The sequence below is a fragment of the Flavobacterium sp. genome (genome assembly GCF_043756175.1).
Taxonomy (GTDB): Bacteria; Bacteroidota; Bacteroidia; order Flavobacteriales; family Flavobacteriaceae; genus Flavobacterium.
The window spans coordinates 1-17,482 of sequence record NZ_JAYURN010000042.1 but is presented as its reverse complement, the minus strand read 5'-3'; the positions used below and the strand labels follow the sequence as shown (position 1 = coordinate 17,482).

The 17,482-nt window shown below is 31.4% G+C and carries 15 protein-coding genes; 6 read left to right on the top strand and 9 right to left on the bottom strand.

From position 1 onward, the window contains the following. Positions 1-1,998, bottom strand: a 1,998-nt coding sequence (gene recG / locus ACH2BP_RS02445; protein ID WP_395056671.1) for an ATP-dependent DNA helicase RecG, incomplete at its 3' end; no start/stop codon positions are given. A gap of 131 nt (positions 1,999-2,129) precedes the next feature. Between recG and ACH2BP_RS02440 the strand changes: the two genes are divergently transcribed. Next, positions 2,130-3,830, top strand: a complete 1,701-nt coding sequence (locus tag ACH2BP_RS02440) for a carbamoyltransferase C-terminal domain-containing protein (RefSeq protein WP_395056669.1) — start codon at positions 2,130-2,132, stop codon at positions 3,828-3,830. Positions 3,831-3,847: 17 nt separating this feature from the next. Here ACH2BP_RS02440 and ACH2BP_RS02435 read toward each other — a convergent pair whose 3' ends face one another. Genes ACH2BP_RS02435 through ACH2BP_RS02425 form a run of 3 tightly spaced genes read right to left on the bottom strand, consistent with a single transcriptional unit; the run spans position 3,848 to position 5,819 of the window. After that, positions 3,848-4,543, bottom strand: a complete 696-nt coding sequence (locus ACH2BP_RS02435; protein WP_395056667.1) for an aspartyl/asparaginyl beta-hydroxylase domain-containing protein — start codon at positions 4,541-4,543, stop codon at positions 3,848-3,850. A 3-nt stretch (positions 4,544-4,546) separates the two neighbouring features. Beyond that, positions 4,547-5,047, bottom strand: coding sequence for a hypothetical protein (locus ACH2BP_RS02430; protein WP_395056665.1), 501 nt, complete (start codon positions 5,045-5,047; stop codon positions 4,547-4,549). A 31-nt stretch (positions 5,048-5,078) separates the two neighbouring features. Continuing rightward, positions 5,079-5,819, bottom strand: a complete 741-nt coding sequence (locus tag ACH2BP_RS02425) for a diphthine--ammonia ligase (protein WP_395056663.1) — start codon at positions 5,817-5,819, stop codon at positions 5,079-5,081. Between the two features lie 113 nt (positions 5,820-5,932). Between ACH2BP_RS02425 and ACH2BP_RS02420 the strand changes: the two genes are divergently transcribed. Further along, positions 5,933-7,990 (top strand): M1 family metallopeptidase, encoded by a 2,058-nt coding sequence (locus ACH2BP_RS02420; protein ID WP_395056661.1) that lies wholly within the window; start codon positions 5,933-5,935, stop codon positions 7,988-7,990. On the opposite strand, the gene ACH2BP_RS02415 is transcribed toward ACH2BP_RS02420, so the two are convergent. Next, a complete protein-coding gene (locus ACH2BP_RS02415) occupies positions 7,983-8,504 on the bottom strand; it encodes a hypothetical protein (protein ID WP_395056659.1) in 522 nt (173 codons plus the stop codon). The two genes, ACH2BP_RS02420 and ACH2BP_RS02415, sit on opposite strands and share 8 nt — an antisense overlap. Before the next feature lie 159 nt (positions 8,505-8,663). Between ACH2BP_RS02415 and ACH2BP_RS02410 the strand changes: the two genes are divergently transcribed. Then, positions 8,664-10,997: an ATP-dependent helicase gene (locus ACH2BP_RS02410; RefSeq protein ID WP_395056657.1), complete on the top strand. Its 2,334-nt coding sequence runs from the start codon at positions 8,664-8,666 to the stop codon at positions 10,995-10,997. 58 nt (positions 10,998-11,055) lie between these two features. Here ACH2BP_RS02410 and ACH2BP_RS02405 read toward each other — a convergent pair whose 3' ends face one another. From ACH2BP_RS02405 to ACH2BP_RS02390, 4 genes are all read right to left on the bottom strand, one after another. Further along, on the bottom strand, positions 11,056-11,571 hold the full coding sequence (locus ACH2BP_RS02405; protein WP_395056655.1) for a hypothetical protein: 516 nt from the start codon (positions 11,569-11,571) through the stop codon (positions 11,056-11,058). Then, positions 11,568-12,143, bottom strand: a complete 576-nt coding sequence (locus ACH2BP_RS02400) for a DUF2972 domain-containing protein (RefSeq protein ID WP_395056653.1) — start codon at positions 12,141-12,143, stop codon at positions 11,568-11,570. Before ACH2BP_RS02400 ends, ACH2BP_RS02405 begins: the two co-directional genes overlap by 4 nt. An 8-nt stretch (positions 12,144-12,151) precedes the next feature. Beyond that, positions 12,152-12,847 (bottom strand): hypothetical protein, encoded by a 696-nt coding sequence (locus ACH2BP_RS02395; protein ID WP_395056651.1) that lies wholly within the window; start codon positions 12,845-12,847, stop codon positions 12,152-12,154. A gap of 98 nt (positions 12,848-12,945) precedes the next feature. Continuing rightward, positions 12,946-13,257 carry a hypothetical protein gene (locus tag ACH2BP_RS02390; RefSeq protein WP_395056649.1) on the bottom strand — a complete coding sequence of 104 codons (312 nt, stop codon included), beginning with the start codon at positions 13,255-13,257 and terminating at the stop codon, positions 12,946-12,948. A gap of 336 nt (positions 13,258-13,593) precedes the next feature. Here ACH2BP_RS02390 and ACH2BP_RS02385 point away from each other — a divergent pair, with 336 nt between their 5' ends. From ACH2BP_RS02385 to ACH2BP_RS02375, 3 genes are all read left to right on the top strand, one after another. After that, complete coding sequence (locus tag ACH2BP_RS02385) at positions 13,594-14,214, top strand: L-threonylcarbamoyladenylate synthase (protein ID WP_395056647.1); 621 nt, start codon at positions 13,594-13,596, stop codon at positions 14,212-14,214. Positions 14,215-14,255: 41 nt separating this feature from the next. Continuing rightward, positions 14,256-16,316 carry a S9 family peptidase gene (locus ACH2BP_RS02380; RefSeq protein ID WP_395056645.1) on the top strand — a complete coding sequence of 687 codons (2,061 nt, stop codon included), beginning with the start codon at positions 14,256-14,258 and terminating at the stop codon, positions 16,314-16,316. Positions 16,317-16,391: 75 nt separating this feature from the next. Further along, positions 16,392-17,432: a PLP-dependent cysteine synthase family protein gene (locus ACH2BP_RS02375; RefSeq protein ID WP_395056643.1), complete on the top strand. Its 1,041-nt coding sequence runs from the start codon at positions 16,392-16,394 to the stop codon at positions 17,430-17,432. Positions 17,433-17,482 lie beyond the last annotated feature (50 nt).

The window sequence follows — 17,482 nt, the reverse complement described above, 5'->3', positions numbered from 1 at the left end:
TGCATAATTTCGAGCCAGCAATAAGATGTCTTTGTCACGTACTAAATCCGCAATTTGTAAGTTGAGAACACCACTTTGTTGTTTTCCCATAATATCTCCGGGACCACGGAGTTTGAGATCTACTTCGGCAATTTCAAATCCATCATTGGTGGCAACCATGGTTTCCATTCTAGTTTTAGAATCGGCACCAATTTTGTGTGAAGTCATTAAGATGCAATAACTTTGGTCAGCTCCACGTCCTACACGACCACGCAATTGATGCAGTTGTGACAAGCCAAAACGTTCGGCACTTTCTACAATCATAACACTTGCATTGGGAATATTTACACCAACTTCAATTACTGTTGTAGCAACCATAATATTGGTTTTTCCTTCGGCAAAACGTTTCATTTCTGCATCTTTATCGGCTGGTTTCATTTTTCCGTGAAGAATCGAAATCGCATATTTTGGTAACGGAAAATCACGAGAAATACTTTCGTAACCATCCAACAAATCTTTAAAATCCATTTTTTCAGATTCTTGAATTAAAGGATAAACAATATAGATTTGACGACCTTTTGCAATTTCCTCCCGAATAAAATGCCAAACTTTTAATCGGTTCGAATCGTATCGATGCACAGTTTGAATTGGTTTTCTACCTGGTGGCAATTCATCAATTACCGAAATATCTAAATCGCCATATAAACTCATGGCTAAAGTTCTGGGAATTGGCGTAGCTGTCATAACTAAAACGTGTGGTGGAATGGTATTTTTCTTCCATAATTTAGAGCGTTGTTCTACTCCAAAACGATGTTGCTCATCGATAATAGCTAATCCCAAATTTTTGAATTGTACCTTATCTTCCAACAAAGCGTGTGTACCAATTAGAATATCTAAACTACCGTTTTCGAGTTCTTCATGAATGATTTTTCTAGTTTTAGTATTGCTAGAACCCGTGAGTATTTTTATATTAATATTTAAATCTTTAGCTAATTCTGACAAGCCAATAAAATGCTGATTGGCCAATATTTCTGTTGGCGCCATCAAACAAGCTTGAAAACCATTATCTAACCCCAAAAGCATACTCATAAACGCAACAATTGTTTTTCCGGAACCTACATCACCTTGCAATAATCGGTTCATTTGGGCTGGATTTCCCATGTCGTTTCTTATCTCTTTGAGGACTCTTTTTTGTGCATTGGTCAAATCGAAAGGTAAATGGTTGTTGAAAAACTTCGTAAAATAAGTACCGACTTTATCAAAAGGGAAACCTTTTATTTTGTGTTTTCTAATTAAATTTTTGGTAATTAATTGCAATTGGATAAAAAATAACTCTTCAAATTTTAATCGAAATTGTGCTTTCGCCAAAGCTTCCGAACTTTTAGGAAAATGGATATTTATTAAGGCGTCTTTTTTAGAAATTAGCTTTAATTCTTCGATTAAATAACTAGGTAATGTTTCCGAAAATAAAGTATGTGTTTCCTGAAACAATTGTTGCATCATTTTGTTTACAACCTTGTTCGAAATCCCTCTATTGGTTAGTTTTTCCGTACTTGGATAAACAGGTTGCATGGCAGAACGGATACTTTGTTCGTGTTCACTTAGCAATTCCATTTCAGGATGTGCCATATTGAATGTATTGTTGAACGAAGTAGTTTTCCCAAAAATCACATAAACCACATTGAGTTTTAAACTTTCTTTGACCCATTTTTGTCCTTGAAACCAAACCAATTCCATTTGTCCCGTATCATCGATAAATGTGGCAACCAATCGACTTTTTCCTTTGGCAAATTCGACTGTTTTTATATTAATTACTTTACCGATAATTTGAACTTCCGCAGTAGAATTTTGCAATTCATTAATCTTATAATATTTGGTACGGTCTAAATACCTGTTGGGATAAAAATTAATTAAATCTCCGTATTTAGATATGCCCAGCTCTTTGCGCAACAAATCCCCACGTTGCGGACCAACGCCTTTTAAGTATTCTATGGGAGTTTCGAACAAATTGTTTTGCATGTTGCGAAGATAGTTTTTTGTTGGTAAATTTAAAAAAGTATAATTTGAAAAGAGTTTGAAATATCTATATTTGAACTATCTCAATTTTAAATGCAATGTTTTTTAAAAGTGGCTCAATAATATAAGATAAAATGACTAAACCTATATACATTCTAGGTACTGGACTTTCTCATAATGGTTCGGCAGTATTATTAAAAGACGGGCTTGTTTGTGTTGGAATAGAAAAAGAACGTATTAGTCGTCGTAAACATGATGGTGGTAATGATACTTTAGCAATTCAATATTGTTTAGACGCTGAAGGCATTGAATTGAAGGATGTTACTCTAGTTGTACAATGTGCAAATTTTGATATACCCAATCGAAATCAATTTAAAGGAAAAAGAATTTTTGCTAATTCTACAACCCCTAAAATAGTCGATATATCTCATCATTTAGCACATGCTTACAGTGCGGTGGGAACTTCTCCTTTTTCTGAATGTGCAGTGATGGTAATAGATGGATGTGGTAGTCCATTGCATCAATTTATCGAATTGCATCCCAACCAAAAATCATTTATAGATCCAATATTTCTTAAAGAAAGTCAAATGTTATGTGAGAAAGATAGTTTCTATCATTTTGACGGACAAAAATTATCTCCTTTACTAAAAGATTTTAGTAAAATGGCAGAACATAAAACCAGTTCATTTTCGTTACCAACTACACAACATTCTATAGGTGGATTTTATGCAACAATAAGCAAATATGTTTTTGGAGATATGGATGATGTAGGAAAACTGATGGGATTGGCACCATTTGGAGAAACTGGAATCTATAATTTTGAGGCCTTCGAATTTAAATCTGGTTGTTTGTATCTTAATGAGACTTGGCAAAATAATTTCATCAACCCATCAACAGGATATGATTATTTTAAAGAAAACTTTGGTTATTATGCCAACGTAGCCAAATGGGCACAAGAACAAGTCGAAAAAGCAGTTAAGAAATGTATAAGTACTCGAATTGAAGCATTCCCACATAATAATTTATGTTATACAGGTGGTGTGGCTTTAAATGCTGTTGCTAATGCCAAATTGCAAGATTTAAAAATTGTTGACGATATTTATTTTGAACCAGCAGCAGGAGATAATGGATTGGCACTTGGTTGTGCTTTTTACGGATGGTTAGAGTACTTAAATATGCCAAAAGTTGCACATGATGGAAGTACTTGTTTTGGTAAAAAATACAATGAAACAGAAATAGAAGAGGAGATAGATAATGATGTTTATGAAGCATATTCTAAAAAGAAGTTTTCTAATGAAGAAGAATTATTAGAATATTGTGCTGATAAACTAAATAAAGGAAAAACTATTGCTTGGTTTCAATCTGAGTCTGAATTTGGCCCTCGTTCTCTTGGTCGAAGAAGTATTTTAGCACATCCTGGAATAGCGAATTTGAAAGATCACATTAATAGAAATATTAAGTTTAGAGAAGATTTTCGTCCATTTGCTCCAGCGGTTTTAAAAGATAAAGTCAATGAATATTTTGAGAATGGTAGGAACAGTCCGTACATGATTTTAGTAGATAAAACTCGAACAGAATATCTTGATAAACTAAAAAATGTAACACATCGTGATGGTTCTGCTCGTGTGCAAACAGTAGATGAAAAGTGTAATAATCGATTTTATAAACTCCTCAAAGAATTTTATAAAGTAAGCGGTATTGCAGTATTATTAAATACTAGTTTAAATCGTAAAGGAATGCCAATGGTAGAAACACCAAAAGAAGCTCTTCAATTATTTGGAGAAACTGCCTTAGATATTTTGGTTCTAGAAAATTTTGTTTTAGAAAAAAAATAAAAAAGAAATATTGATAATTAATCTTTCAATAAATCATCAATAATTTGATTGGCTGTGGGTGTATTCATTTTTTTTAATTCTTGAATCATCAATTCTTTTTGTTCAGAACTAATTTTAGGTATTGGTCTTACAAATTCATTTTCTGTTGCTTGTTGAAAAAATAAAGCATCAGTCCACTCGTTTCTAATACCATCAATAACCAAATGAATTCTGTCTTCCTTTCCGTGATTTGAAACCGAATGGGTAAAATTAGCATCTATATACCAACATTCTCCTTCATTCATAATTAAACGTTTATCATCTAAAATGAACTTTACTTCGCTATTTGTAATTATAGGAATATGTATTCGGAAACATCCATCTTCATAACCTAAACAATGATCTTTGTGTGGTTTAATTTCGGCACCAACAGATAAACGCAGCAATCGAACAGATGTTTTTTTAAATTGAAACTGTTCTAATATTTCTTTAAAATAATTGCAGGAAAGTAATATGTCAGTATAAAGGACTTCCTTATTTCCTGAATTTAGAGCATAAATATTATCCCATTTTCCACCTTCAGACATTAATGCGATCGAAGACCAATCACCCTTGTAATCATTAGTATTATAATGATTTATCCATTTTTTTGACATGAGATTTTCAACATCTTTTTTTAGACGTTTTGTATCAAAAACAAAAGGAAATTTTATAGATCTAATTAATTCACTCATCATTTAATCTCTTAACCATTTTATCATTGTAGGAAAAGGTTTTTCATCTTGTTGTGAGGCACGTTCTTTGCTTAATGTGAGTCCCATCCATTCTAAAAGAGGCAATCCAATATAAATTTCATTAGTATAATTTTCAATCAACCAAAATGAATCATTTTTGTACCCATTTGGATGAAATACAAACTCGGCAGGTAATTCTAAATGACGTAAAGCAGCATAAGACCAAAGCATAGAAACAATTTCATCTCCTGGTGAAGGCCATTCGTTTGGCATAGAATCGGTACCTATTAATAGTCTCTCTTCTGAAGTTGTCACAGCTAAGTGTCCTGCTTCGTGCAAAATATCGCCTGGATACAATAATTTATCAAAATCTATTTCAATACAATTTGAGGCAATTGCTAAACCTGGTAAAAAAGTAGCATCCTCTAATTTCTTTTCAATTACATTGATATGAATTTCATTTAAAAAATGTAATATTTTAATTACTTCAGGTGTTTCTTTCACGGTTATAATTTGTGTAAAAATAATAAAAAAATTATATGGTAGTTGGTATCAGATCACAATACCAAAACCCAAAATCGAAAGCATCGGAACTATTTGTATCACAAGCTGTATTAGTTGATTCTTGTTTTGGTTTTTCATATTTTCTATATACGATTTCTCCAATTTCAAATTCAATAGGTTTAGAAAAAATTGGTCCATCGAAAGTAAAAGTATGAAACTCTCCGTTCTCACCACAAACATCGACATCAGCTGGCAAATCGGCAATAAATTGCGCATCAATAATTCTTCCGACAAAACTTCGATCTAAATTTCGTTCATTAACACAGACCACAATAGTTTTGAAACCCAAATCTATAAATTCTTGTATTAAATCTTTAGTTGGTATTTTCCATAATGGGAAAATACCTTCCAGTTGCATATCAGCTAATTTATCTTCACGATATTTTCGTAAATCTTCTAGAAAAATATCACCAAAAATAGAATGAGTAATTCCTTTTTCTTTGAACTTGTTTAATGTTTCTCGCATTACATCTTCATAATCTTCCATGCTTGGCATTTCTGGAATTTCCATGATATGAAGTGGTAATCCAATACTTTTGGCTTGTTGTTCTAACAATTCAGTACGAACGCCGTGCATCGAAATACGATTGTATTTTTTATTCACACTAGTAAGTAACGAAACAATTTCTATTTCCGAACTTTGCAAAGTTTTATATAATGCCAAGGCAGAATCTTTTCCGCTACTCCAATTAAAAATGGCTTTCTTAATCACAAATTTATATTTGAGTGTAAACTTACTAAAAAGTCAGAAATTCCTTTGTATTTTTGAACTTTAGATTCAAATAATATACCATATTCCTATAAAAAAATAAAAAGTATCTACATATGAAATATATTCTTCTTTTATTTTCCGTATTTTCTTTTGCACAACAAACGCAAAAAGTAGATTTTATAAAATGTAATGCTAGTTTAAATCTAAGCAATCAAAATAAATCTGTTAACGGTACGATTTATTATGATTTTAATGTGATTTCAGCTATAGATACTATTAGAATTGATTCAAAAAATATGGTTTTTTATAATGTAATTATTAATGGAAAACCAGCTAAATATAAGAATAATGATAAAGAGTTATTACTTTTTGAAGGTTTTAAAAAAGGGAAGAATCGATTAGATTTTACTTATTATGCTACTCCAAAACAAACTTTATATTTTATCGGAGAAGACGAAAATTTGCAGATCTGGACACAAGGTCAAGGTAAATATACAAGCAATTGGTTGCCTAGTTTTGATGATGTAAATGAAAAAGTTATTTTTAATTTAACTATAGCTTTCGATTCTGATTATCAGGTAATTTCTAATGGAAAATTGATCAAAAATACTGAAAATAAGGCTTTCAAATCTTGGCATTATCAAATGCAAAAACCAATGTCTTCTTATCTGGTCATGCTTGCCATTGGAAAATTCGAAAAACAAGTTTTAAAATCAAAAACAGGAATTCCATTAGAACAAAACTTAAAACTAGGAGACAAGAATAAATTTGAATCAACTTATAAATATTCAAAAGAAATATTCGATTTTTTTGAACAAGAAATTGGAGTGAAGTATCCTTGGGAAATTTACAAGCAAGTTCCTGTAAACGATTTTTTATATGCAGGAATGGAAAACACATCGGCAACTATTTTCTCACAAGATTTTGTGGTCGATGCCATAGGTTTTAATGATAGAAATTATATCAATGTTAATGCTCATGAGTTAGCACACCAATGGTTTGGCGACATGATTACGGCAAAATCCGGCAAAGATCATTGGTTGCAAGAAGGCTTTGCAAGTTATTATGCACTTTTGGCAGAAAAAAAACTTTTTGGTGATGATTATTTTAATTATGAATTACTAAAAATAGCCGAAGAACTTAAAGAAGCTAGTAAAACTGATACCATTCCAATTCTAAATACAAAAGCGAGTTCACTTTCTTTTTACAAAAAAGGAGCTTGGGCCTTGCATGTTTTAAGAGAAGGCGTTGGAGAGAAAAACTTCCAAAAAGCAGTAAAAAATTATTTAAATAAATACAAATTTAAAAATGTAGTTACCGATGATTTTTTAGCTGAAATAAAAAAGGTTTCTAGTTATGATATAGATGGTTTTAAGAAAAATTGGTTGGAAAAATCAGATTTCAATGTTAGTGAAGCTATTTCAATTTTAAGTAAAAATAAATTTATAAAAGAGTATTTAGATATACAAAAAAACGAAAAAACTCCATTTGCAGATAAGAAAGCTCAGTTTGAAACTATTTTGAAATCAAATGCATTTCATCCAACAAAACAAGAAGTAATTTATCAATTAGCTGCTATTTCTTTCGACGAAAAAAAGGAATTAATACAATTAGCAATGCAAAGCGGTGATGTAAATATTCGTCAAGCTGTTGCTGAAACTATGCCAAAAATTCCTTTAGATTTTAAAGAGCAATACGAAAGTTTTTTAGAGGATAATTCTTATAAAACAAGGGAAATAGCATTGCAAAATTTGTGGGCACAATTTCCTGAAAACAGAACAGCATTACTAGAAAAATCCAAAGATTGGCAAGGAAAAAATGATAAAAATCTTCGTATTATTTGGCTTACACTAGCTTTAGGAACTAAGGAATATGAACCAACAAAAAAAGCAGAATTATATAATGAAATTATAAATTATGCTTCCACTAGTTTTGATAGTTCAATTAGGCAAAATGCATTAGAAATTTTAATTAAAATAAAACCATCAGACGAAAGGGTTTTGCAATCTTTGGTAAACGCAACTACACATCACAAATGGCAGTTTGTAAAATTTGCGAAAGAAACCATTCGTGAAATGATTAAAAAAGAGGAATTTAGAAAATTGTTTAAAGATTTATTACCAAAACTTTCAGAAAAAGAACAAAATTCACTTAAAAGTCTACTTAAATAATCCTTCCAACCTCATCTTTCAAAAATGATAAAGCAATCGTACTAGGAGATTGACTGTCTAATAAATCACTCAAAATAACTTCACGTAATTTATTTGCAGAATCTACTTTTTCATTCATGTTCGTTTTACGAATGTTTTGTATCGTAGTATTTTTAGCTGTTTGAATGATAGTCCAACATTCATCACTTAAATAAATTTGTTGCGTGATATTGTGTTCGTATTCTTGGTTTATATGCTCAATAATTAAGTTTTCGTATTGGTTTTTATCAGTAGAAAAAGGTGTAATTCTAATCAATAAATTCGAAGGATTAATGCGTTCTAAAAACAAAGCCATACGCTCATAAGCCTGCAAACGCATAGGCAATGAGTCTTTTTGGTTTTCTTTTTGAAGTAACCAACGACGCGTGTTTTGTTGGTCTTTAAAATAAGAATTAAATAAATAATATGCTACACCACCAGTAATTATTGATGGTAAAGTATAAGCCAGTATTTCTAATATTTTTGAGTTATCCATTTTATAGTAAAATTGATTATTTGAAGTTATAATTGATATTTCTTTTGCAAATAAACTTAAAAAAATAATTGTAATACAACTTTTCTAAACGTATTTTTGTTGTTCGCGAGAAAACCTTAGAAACTCAGTAACTTAGAACCTTTGCCACTTTAAATTATTATGCAAAAATATATCAGCCAACTTAACGAAGCACAACAAGCACCTGTCTTGCAAAAAGATGGACCAATGATTGTAATTGCTGGAGCAGGTTCGGGAAAAACACGTGTACTTACAGTCAGAATTGCCAATTTGATGAGCCAAAATGTAGATGCTTTTAATATTCTAGCACTCACATTTACCAACAAAGCAGCACGTGAAATGAAAAAACGTATTGCCGATATTGTAGGAAATGCCGAAGCCAAAAACCTTTGGATGGGAACTTTTCACTCCGTTTTTGCAAGAATTCTTCGGTCAGAAGCAGATAAATTAGGTTATCCTTCAAATTTTACGATTTATGATGCACAAGATTCGGTACGATTAATTGGTGCGATTATCAAAGAAATGCAATTAGATAAAGATATTTACAAACCCAAACAGGTTTTTAGTAAAATATCGTCTTATAAAAACAGTTTAATTACAGTAAAAGCCTACTTCAATAATCCAGAATTGCAAGAATCTGATGCGATGGCAAAAAAGCCTCGTTTGGGAGAAATTTACCAAAATTATGTCGAAAGATGTTTTAAAGCTGGTGCGATGGATTTTGATGATTTGTTACTAAAAACCAACGAGTTATTGACTCGTTTTCCAGAGGTACTACTAAAATATCAAGACCGTTTCAGATATATTTTAGTCGATGAGTACCAAGATACAAACCACTCGCAATATCTAATTGTTCGTGCTTTGTCTGATAGATTCCAAAATATTTGTGTGGTTGGTGACGATGCACAAAGTATATATGGTTTCCGTGGTGCTAATATTAATAATATTTTAAATTTTCAAAAAGATTACGAAAATGTAAAAATGTTTCGACTGGAACAAAATTACCGTTCTTCAAAAAATATAGTTGAAGCGGCGAATTCTGTTATCGATAAAAATAAAACCAAACTCGACAAAGTAGTTTGGACAGCCAACGATTTTGGTCAAAAAATAAAAGTAAACCGAAGCGTAACTGACAACGATGAAGGTCGTTTTGTGGCAGGAGAAATCTGGACGCAAAAAATGACCAACCAAATGACGAATGGTCAGTTTGCTATTTTGTATCGTACCAATGCGCAATCGCGTGCTATGGAAGATGCTTTGAGAAAACGTGATATTCCGTACCGAATTTATGGTGGACTATCTTTCTATCAAAGGAAAGAAATAAAAGATGTACTGTGTTATTTGCGGTTGGTGGTCAATCCAAAAGATGAAGAAGCACTCATTCGCGTTATTAATTATCCAGCGCGTGGAATAGGGGATACCACCGTCGAAAAATTAACAATTGCTGCCAATCATTACAAACGATCCATTTTTGAAGTGATGGAGGTCATTGATAAAATCGATTTAAAACTGAATTCAGGAACCAAAACAAAGTTGCAAGATTTTGTGACTATGATTAAAAGTTTTCAGGCTATCAATGAAACGCAAGATGCTTTTTACCTTGCAGATCATGTAGCCAAAAAAACTGGATATATTCAGGAACTCAAAAAAGACGGTACGCCAGAAGGTATTGCTCGAATAGAAAATATCGAAGAATTACTAAATGGTATCAAGGATTTTACCGACGGACAAGTAGAAGTAGATGGTGCACGTGGTGCCTTATCCGAATTTTTAGAAGATGTTGCCCTTGCCACCGATTTAGATAAAGATACTTCCGATGAAGATCGGGTTGCCCTGATGACTATTCATCTTGCAAAAGGGCTAGAATTTCCAACTGTTTTTGTCGTAGGAATGGAAGAAGATTTGTTTCCAAGTGCCATGAGTATGAGTACCAGAAGCGAACTCGAAGAAGAACGCCGATTGTTTTATGTGGCTTTAACACGTGCCGAACATCAAGCGTATTTAACCTATGCGCAATCGCGCTATCGTTGGGGAAAACTAACTGATAGTGAGCCTTCCCGTTTTATCGAAGAAATAAACGGAGAATATTTAGAATATCTCACACCACCGGAAACAAATTACAGGTACAAACCACAAATTGACCATGATATTTTTGGTGATGTAGATAAATCGAAACTAAGATTGGCAAAGCCAATAACTGGAATGCCACCGAAATATATTACGGATAACGAACCCAAATCGGATATCAATATTCGCAAACTAAAACCAGTTTCGAGTAATACAGGTTCTAATAGTGCTAATTTATTCGATAATAAATTGGTTGCAGGAAATATAGTGATGCACGAACGCTTCGGAAAAGGAGAAATCTTAAACCTAGAAGGTGCTGGCGCCGACAAAAAAGCCGAAATTAAATTTGAAGTGGGCGGAATTAAAAAGTTGTTGTTACGATTTGCAAAGTTAGATGTGATAGGGTAATACTAACTATTTTGAAGAAGGAGAAATCTCATTAAGTATGAAAATTATTGACGAATTTTTAAATTTCTAATTTAAAATAGTTATCATACTTTGACATTATTCTATATATGTTTTTCCAACAGTAGGTAAACCCTTTATCTTTTTCAAATTCGGCAAAAATGCCAAAATGTACTTCGTCAATTCCTAATGATTTTAATTGTTTAAAAAAGGTTTCTAATAATTCTATTTTTTTAAGTTCGCTACGTTCATTTAAGTGTAATAAATGAAAATAATCAAGAGTAATATCAAACTTTATTTCAATAAAATCACTATAAACAAAAAGTACTATTTCATCTAATTGTAAATGAAATTTTTTCTCTGGAAGTATTAAAGATTGCATTTTTATTAATCGTGCATTTCCGTTTCCAATTGGGTTATTTATTACCTTATTGATAGATGATTTTTTATCATCAATTTCAATATTAAAATTTAATAAAGTAGATAAATTTTTGCCTAATTTATCAATGTTTTTAATGTTTAAATTATGTTTGCAAATAATTAATGGATGTTGATATGTTCCTTCAAATTTATTCATTTATTTATTGGTTTCCAGTTGAGTTCTTCCTCTATTAAACCTCTGTATTTTGTTCTAATTTGTTCCGGTGTTTTACGAATATATTCTTCTGCTAAAACATTCTTATCGCCTTTTAATTCCTTTAAATAATCAATACGATTATCAGAATTGATAGTTCGAATTATTTCTCCTTTTTCATTTTTAATATCCCAGTTTTCACCAAGATTTGTCCAAATAACAGCATCAAAATCATTAGTATTTATCCAATCTATAATATTCTGTTTAAAAAACACATTATGTGAAAACACATTTTTGGATTTATCATAATATCCAATACTGTTTCTGCCAGAACCCTCTCTAACGGCTAAATCTAAAACTGCTTCTTCTCGTGTTTCGTATTTGGATACTGCAAACAAGGTTTGAACTTCTGTTCCCTCTGGAGTAATAACCAAAGTCAAACGACTATCTTTAGAAATTCGTGCAAACTCAATAGGTAACATTGGACCGTCATTTTGCCAACCTATTTCTTTGTTAAATTTTAAATCTTTGGGTTGCCAAATTAAGGAACCCCAACCGAGGATTGCTATTTTCATATTTATTTTTATTGTGATTCTTTACAAATATGATTGAATTTTGCAATGAAGTTTTCTCTTAATCCTATAGTTGTAATGTTATCATTTACTATTATTGATTTCTTATAGTTTTCTATCACAGTTTCAATATCCTTTTGAAATAAATCTCTATAAATTATTTTATCTTTAATTGATTTATCTACACCGTTTGCTTTAATCTTCCAACCATTTTTAGTTTGTGTTTCGTGTAAAAGTGCACACCTAATATTCCAGAAAAAATCATCTCCTTTAATTAACAGGTCTTTAAATGGTTCTCTTTTATTAAAAAATGAAATGAAGATGTCTACATTTTTAAGGCTTTTATCGTCATCTAATTTATCAATTTGGACTAAATTATTTACTTCAATTTTTTTATTATACCATCTATTGGCTATTATCTGTTTTGATTTATCTTTTACAGCATTATATACCCAACCATTAATAAAACTTTCAATAGTTTCTATAAGTGAACATTGCAAATTTACAACGGCAAAACCTTCACCTGTTTTTAAATCCATATCTAAAATTGTATTAATAGGATTTAGATAACGTGTTCTAATTCTTTCTTCAAAAAAATAAAAGGCTAATCCCCAATTTTCAACAGCCATATTTTTTAAACCTTTTTCCAAATCTCCCCAATCATTTATTGTTAAATTGCCTGCTATTTTTATATCGCTATTTTTCATTTACTTCATTGAAAACTGAATTATTTTCTCTACCTTAAACTGAATATAATTTAAATTTTACCATTATTTAACTTAATGAATGTTTTTATTTGAGTCTATCATAACAAATGTATTAGATTTTGAAGTTGATGCAAGTAATCAATATGTGTAATAAATACACCATTCTTCCATACTTGCCACCCTGAATCTGAATAATATTTGAATTCAAATCCATGAAATGATTCCACGCCAGATTCACGGATTTTTATTCCAAATTCAGCCAAACGACTATGTATTAGGACAACTGGTTCAATCATTTTTAAATCTATGCTTTTTTGCATATATTCCATTGATGTTTTCGTTACTAAAATCTCTTTTTTTGTTATAGTATCGAACACTATGTTTCCAATCATTAAATCCGTGTCTTTCATAAATATATTTTTTAAGGGTTGTTTTTTTGTATTAAACACTGAAAATGTTTCGTTTAATGTAGTTCCAAGTTTTAATTTTGTCAGTATATTTTCTCCTTTTTATCACAAGTAATAATAAAATTGATGTATAATATTTATAATAAATGTCATAAAATATATCAATTATTTATTATTACGAATATAATTATTAAATTCTCAAAATACAGAGTTTCCTGTTAGTATATTTAAAAAGCTAAGGCTTTTATGTTTTATGAATTTTTTATTTATTCTAAATAGAATTTTAAAATAAAGTATCTTTACTATTGGTTTGATTTTACTGTAATAAAATAAATAATTATGTCACAATTCATCAAAATATATCCAGACAATCCCAACGAAGCAGCCATCAAAAAAGTAGTGGATGTGCTAAAAAATGGCGGTCTCATCATTTATCCAACCGATACTGTATATGGTTTGGGTTGCGATATTACCAATACCAAAGCCTTAGAGCGAATCGCAAAAATAAAAGGAATAAAGCTCGAAAAAGCCAATTTCTCTTTTGTATGTCATGATTTAAGCAATATTTCCGATTATGTGAAACAAATAGACACTTCTACTTTTAAGATTTTAAAACGAGCTTTGCCTGGACCATATACTTTTATTCTGCCAGGAAATAATAATTTGCCTAAAGAATTTAAAAAGAAAACTACAGTCGGAATTCGTGTTCCAGACAATAATATTGCACTAGAAATCGTAAAAATGTTAGGAAATCCTATCGTTTCAACGTCAATTCATGATGAAGATGAGGTTTTAGAATATTCTACCGATCCTGAACTTATTTTCGAGAAATGGCAAAATCTTGTCGATTTAGTTATCGATGGTGGATATGGCGATAATATTGGCTCGACAATTATCGATTTGTCAGGTCATGAACCAGAAGTTATTCGTGAAGGAAAAGGAAGTTTAGATGTTTTGTAATATAACTTTCGCTATTTTTGTCATCCAAATTAAATATAAAAATGTCTAAAAAAATACAAGTTTCTCTAGCAACAATAAAACCACATACTTTAGAAAAACATAATGATATCCGTATCGATAATTATTATTGGCTTAACGATCGTGAAAACCCAGAAGTAATAGATTATCTGAACAAAGAAAACGAATATTATAACGAAATGACTATCCATACAAAGGATTTTCAAACGGAATTATTCGAAGAAATGAAGTCTAGAATTAAAGAAGATGATCAGTCGGTTCCTTATTTGTACAACGGATATTTTTATATTACTCGCTTCGAAAAAGGACAAAATTACCCAATATATTCTCGTAAAAAAGGAAATTTAGAAGCAAAAGAAGAAATTTTGTTCGATTGTAACGAAATGGCAAAAGGTCAAACTTATTTTCAATTGGGCGGATTAAGTGTTAGTCCGGATAATAAATTGGCAATTTTTAGTTCAGATGTTGTAGGAAGAAGGATTTATACAATTCAGATAAAAAACCTAGAAACGAAAGAAATTTTATCGGATAAAATAGAAAATACATCGGGTTCGGCAGTTTGGGCAAATGATAATTTCACCATATTTTATTCGACACAAGACGCCGTTACTTTGCGTTCGGACAAAATTTTTAAACACAAATTAGGTTCAAATTCTTCAGAAGATGTTTTGGTTTATTTTGAAAAAGACGAAACTTATAATGTAGATATTGCAAAATCGAAATCTAAAAAATATTTAGCAATCGAATCTGGAAGCACGCTCACAACGGAATATCAAATTCTGGAAGCCGATAATCCTGACGGAAAGTTCAGAATGTTCCAAAAACGTGTTCGTGGTTTAGAATATAGCATCAATCATTACGGTGATAGCTTTTATATTATGACCAATAAAGATGAAGCTGAGAATTTCAAATTGATGAAAACCTTAGAAACAGCAACATCTAAAGAAAATTGGACAGAAGTAATTGCTCATAGAGAAGACGTTTTGCTAGAAGATATCGAAATTTTTAAAGATTATCTAGTCGTTGAAGAACGCGAAAATGGTTTGCATAAAATACGAATCATGCCTTGGAGTGGGAAGGGAGAATATTATTTGCCCTTCGAGAGCGAAACGTATTCTGCTGCAACAGGTGCTAACGTTGATTTTGATACTGAAATCCTTCGTTACGGTTATCAATCGTTAACGACTCCATCTTCGGTTATCGATTTTAACATGAAAACCAAAACCAAAGAAATTAAAAAAGAACAAGAAGTTTTAGGCGGAAAATTCGATAAAAATAACTATATTGAAAAAAGAATTTGGGCTACAGCCAATGACGGAACAAAAATTCCAATTTCGATGATTCATCAACTAGGAGTGAAGATAGACGGTAGCAATCCACTTTTGCAATATGCTTACGGATCCTACGGATATTCAATGGATTGTACATTTTCGACAACAAGATTAAGTCTTTTAGATCGAGGATTTGTTTTTGCTATAGCACACATTCGCGGAGGTGAAGATTTGGGAAGACCTTGGTATGAAAACGGAAAATTATTAAAAAAGAAAAATACATTTACCGATTTTATAGATTGTTCTAAATATTTAATAGCAGAAAAATACACCTCAGCCCAGCATTTATATGCCGAAGGAGGATCGGCCGGAGGATTACTTATGGGAGCAGTAATAAATATGGCACCAGAATTGTATAACGGTATTATAGCACAAGTACCTTTTGTAGATGTTATTACCACGATGTTGGACGATTCTATACCATTAACAACGGGAGAATATGACGAATGGGGAAATCCGAACAAGAAAAAATATTATGATTATATGAAATCTTATTCGCCTTATGATAATATTGTAGCGCAAAAATATCCAAATATGTTAGTAACAACAGGACTTCACGATTCGCAAGTGCAATATTGGGAACCAGCAAAATGGGTAGCAAAACTACGAACTTTAAAGACAGATGATAATTTGCTTTATCTTGACACAAATATGGATGCAGGTCACGGTGGTGCGTCGGGACGCTTCGAATCGCTTAAGGAAGTTGCAAAAGAATTCAGTTTTTTGTTAGATTTAGAAGGAATTAAAAGGTAGTTAGATTTTTTTTTATAAATTTGCAAAGTTTGGAGTGATATAAATTTCAAAAGACAAGCCACGATTACAATATATATGAAACAAGAAATAAAAGCTTACGATAACGTTTTAGGGCTAATAGGTAATACACCACTTATTAAAATCAATAAAATTACCGAAGAATTAAAAGGTAATTTTTATGCTAAAGTGGAAGCCTTTAATCCGGGACACTCTACTAAAGACAGAATTGCGTTATATATTATCGAAGAAGCAGAAAAGCAAGGAATACTAAAATCTGGCGATACAATTATAGAAACTACATCTGGTAACACAGGATTTAGTTTGGCAATGGTTAGTATTATAAAAGGGTATGAATGTATACTTGCAGTAAGTTCTAAATCTTCAGCAGATAAAATAGATATGTTGCGTAGTATGGGAGCAAAAGTATATGTTTGTCCAGCTCACGTCTCTGCCGATGATGAACGTTCTTATTACAATGTAGCAAAACGTTTGCATGAAGAAACAAAAGGTTCAGTATATATCAATCAATATTTTAACGATTTGAATATTGAAGCACATTATAAAACTACTGGTCCAGAAATTTGGGAACAAACAGGAGGACAAATTACACATTTAATAGCTTGTACAGGAACTGGAGGAACACTTTCTGGAGCCGCAAAGTTTTTGAAAGAGCAAAACCCTAATATTAGAATTTTAGGTGTAGATGCTTATGGTTCTGTGATTAAAAAATACCACGAAACCAAAGAGTTTGACAACGATGAGATTTATCCATACAGAATAGAAGGTTTGGGGAAAAACTTAATTCCTACAGCTACTGACTTTGACTTGATTGATAAATTTGTCAAAGTGACTGATGAAGAGAGTGCACACATGACAAGAAATATCGCAAAAACCGAAGGGCTTTTTGTAGGATATACTTCAGGCGCAGTGATGCAAGCTATTTTGCAATATGCAGAAGAAGGGGAATTTGACGAAAACAGTAATGTAATTGCTATTTTTCCAGATCACGGTTCTCGTTATATGAGTAAAGTATTTAGCGACGAATGGATGAATGCTCAAGGTTTCTTTGACAGCATAAACCTTGAAGAAGCTCAAAAAATAGAATATATAAAATAATAAGTTTTTAATAAATAACAAAGAGGTCTGTAAATTTTCAGACCTCTTTG